The sequence below is a fragment of the Candidatus Magnetobacterium casense genome (assembly GCF_019173545.1).
GTDB lineage: Bacteria > Nitrospirota > Thermodesulfovibrionia > Thermodesulfovibrionales > Magnetobacteriaceae > Magnetobacterium > Magnetobacterium cryptolimnobacter.
On record NZ_JABXWD010000459.1, the window covers coordinates 1 to 2,452 of the forward strand.

Genomic DNA, 2,452 nt, shown 5'->3' on the forward strand with positions numbered 1-2,452 from the left:
CGGAACGATTTGTTTCGGAAATGAACTACGAAGACTTCTCAATGGATGAAAAAACAGAGCTTGCCGTTATAAGATGTATAGAGGTTATCGGAGAGGCGGCCAAGAACATCCCTGAACATGTGAGGGACAAGTACCCTCAAATCCCCTGGAAGGATATGGCAGGAATGAGAGACATAATCGCACATGCTTACTTCGGGATAGATATGAGAAGAATCTGGGAGGTGGTGACCGTAAAACTCCCTCCCCTCAAGAAACATATCCGACAATTGCTTGACGATATAGCATACGGAGAGTTTGACGGTTGCCGATAGTTAATGAAGAGATGAGCGATTCAGCAACCTGGAAGGTAGTGATTGCCGGTAGCGATGAGGGCATCTGCGGGGCAATCAGACATGAGGTGGGCGGATATCGCTTCTATGACAAGGGGGTGAGTTGTGTCGTTGCCTGTTGCGTGGGGGATATCGTACAACTGCTGAAAGCGCACCCTGACGTGGCCCTGGTTCTGGCGGATGTGGCCCTGGAGGGTGAGGACTCAGACGGCCTGTGTGTGGTCAGGCATATCAGGGAGGACCTGAACAACCCTGACGTGCGGATTGTGCTTTGCACTGAGCAACGGGGACGTTTCCCCGATGAGGATGCCTTTATCCGCTACGATATACATGACTGCCGGATGGTGGAGGAGTTGAGGGGCAGGGGATTGTTTGCCGTTGTAGCCGCCTCTTTGCGTTCATACAGGGATAGGGTCATGTTGCGAGAGTGCCATCAGAGGTCTCGTGCATTGGGCGCCCTGGCACAGGAGAAGGAACTACTCTTGGCAGAGATACACCACAGGGTCAAGAACAACCTCCAGATAATCTCCAGCTTACTGTTTCTCCAGGGCAAGTACGTCAAGGACGAGTGCGTCTCGGAGCAGTTGAAGGAGAGCCGCTACCGCGTAAAATCCATGGCCCTTGTGCATGAGCTGTTGTATCAGTCCAACGACCTGGCAAGTGTGGACTTTGCACAGTACATCAAGATATTAACGAGCGACCTGCTCTACTCCTATGGGGTCAGCACGGAAACGGTCGGCGTACATATAAACGCAGACCATCTCTTACTGGGCATTGACACGGCCATCCCCTGTGGATTGATCATCAGCGAACTGCTCACCAACGCTATAAAGTACGCCTTTGCAGAGGATACTACGGGCATGATTACGATAGACTTTCACCTCGCCCCTGACAACAACTACGTCCTGACCATAAGCGATAACGGCAGGGGACTGCCCGGGGATATCAAAATCCGCAACAGCAAGTCCTTTGGCCTGAAGCTCGTACACGACTTAACAATGCAACAGGATGGCACCATAGCGGTCGATAACAGCGCCGGTACCGCTTACAGGATTACGTTTCCGAGAAAGGATTGAGGCAATTGCCTTAACACTACAAGCAGCGTAATAGTTCACCCCCCTAAGAAGAAGGAAAGAAAGGGGCGGCTCCGTTAGGATTAAGCTATTACAATTCATGAGCCACCAAGGTTGAGATCATTGACATTAAACACAGGGCCGTCCTTGCACGCCAACCTGTAACCGTTGACGGTGCTGACGGCACACCCCAGGCAAGCTGCCGCACCACAAGCCATGCGCTCCTCAACTGAGACAAACGCCTCAACAGTCCATCCGTTGACCCGCGGGAAATCGCCGTCTTTGGAAGCAAACATTTCGCACAACCGCTGAGTCATGGCATGTGGCCCGCAAGCATAGACCCTTATGGCTCCGGGTGTTGCAGTCGAGGTTGTTGAGACGATGTAGCGGTGCAACTGCTCAAGGACGTTGCCCTTGTCCCCCACCGACCCGTCATCGCTTGTAACGCAGACCCTTGCAACCGACGGGAGTTTTCCGACAAAGAGGTCACCGACACTCCTGACGCCATAGAACAACACCGACTCCGGATAATCCCGCAGGAGCATCGCAACCGAAGCAATGCCTATCCCCCCGGCTACAACCACAAGCACCTCCCCCGTCCCAACGGCAGGAAAACCATTGCCAAGCGGTCCAATCAGCTCAAGCACAGTGCCAGGTGTACAGGCACTGAGAATACCGGTAAATCTCCCATGGAGCTTTATCATGAAGTGCAACAGGCCATCGCTGCCGTAGTCCATGCAGCTAAACGGCCGCTTCAGCAGAGGGTCAAACGTTGCCGCCACCATTGCCGCCCCACTGGCTGCCCCGCCTTCAAGTGCCCCACTGCGACCAACCATGTAAAACTGCCCGGCACTTGGGCGAACCACCTCAGACAGGGGCCTCAGACATAGCATGAAGACCTCCTCATTGAGTCGCTCGTTTGAAACCACCTCAGCCCTGAACTGTCTACTCAAAGCTGATATTTAACACCTCGTATGTAATAGTTTTTGCGGGGACCTTTATGCGCACCTCATCGCCCACCTGCTTGCCCAACAGTGCCCTGCCCACCGG

Annotated in this window: 4 protein-coding genes; 2 read left to right on the plus strand and 2 right to left on the minus strand. The window is 53.5% G+C overall.

Going from position 1 to position 2,452, the window contains the following annotated elements:
* Together HWQ67_RS16320 and HWQ67_RS16325 are read left to right on the plus strand one after the other, a co-directional pair.
* On the plus strand, positions 1 to 311 hold a 311-nt coding region (locus HWQ67_RS16320), incomplete at its 5' end, for a HepT-like ribonuclease domain-containing protein (protein WP_218253747.1).
* Positions 302 to 1,405, plus strand: a complete 1,104-nt coding sequence (locus HWQ67_RS16325) for a sensor histidine kinase (RefSeq protein ID WP_218253748.1) — start codon at positions 302 to 304, stop codon at positions 1,403 to 1,405. The genes HWQ67_RS16320 and HWQ67_RS16325, both read left to right, overlap by 10 nt.
* Positions 1,406 to 1,500: 95 nt before the next feature.
* Here HWQ67_RS16325 and HWQ67_RS16330 read toward each other — a convergent pair whose 3' ends face one another.
* Positions 1,501 to 2,355 carry a hypothetical protein gene (locus tag HWQ67_RS16330; protein WP_218253749.1) on the minus strand — a complete coding sequence of 285 codons (855 nt, stop codon included), beginning with the start codon at positions 2,353 to 2,355 and terminating at the stop codon, positions 1,501 to 1,503.
* Positions 2,348 to 2,449 carry a GreA/GreB family elongation factor gene (locus HWQ67_RS16335; RefSeq protein WP_320414580.1) on the minus strand — a complete coding sequence of 34 codons (102 nt, stop codon included), beginning with the start codon at positions 2,447 to 2,449 and terminating at the stop codon, positions 2,348 to 2,350. Before HWQ67_RS16335 ends, HWQ67_RS16330 begins: the two co-directional genes overlap by 8 nt.
* Between the last annotated feature and the right edge of the window lie 3 nt (positions 2,450 to 2,452).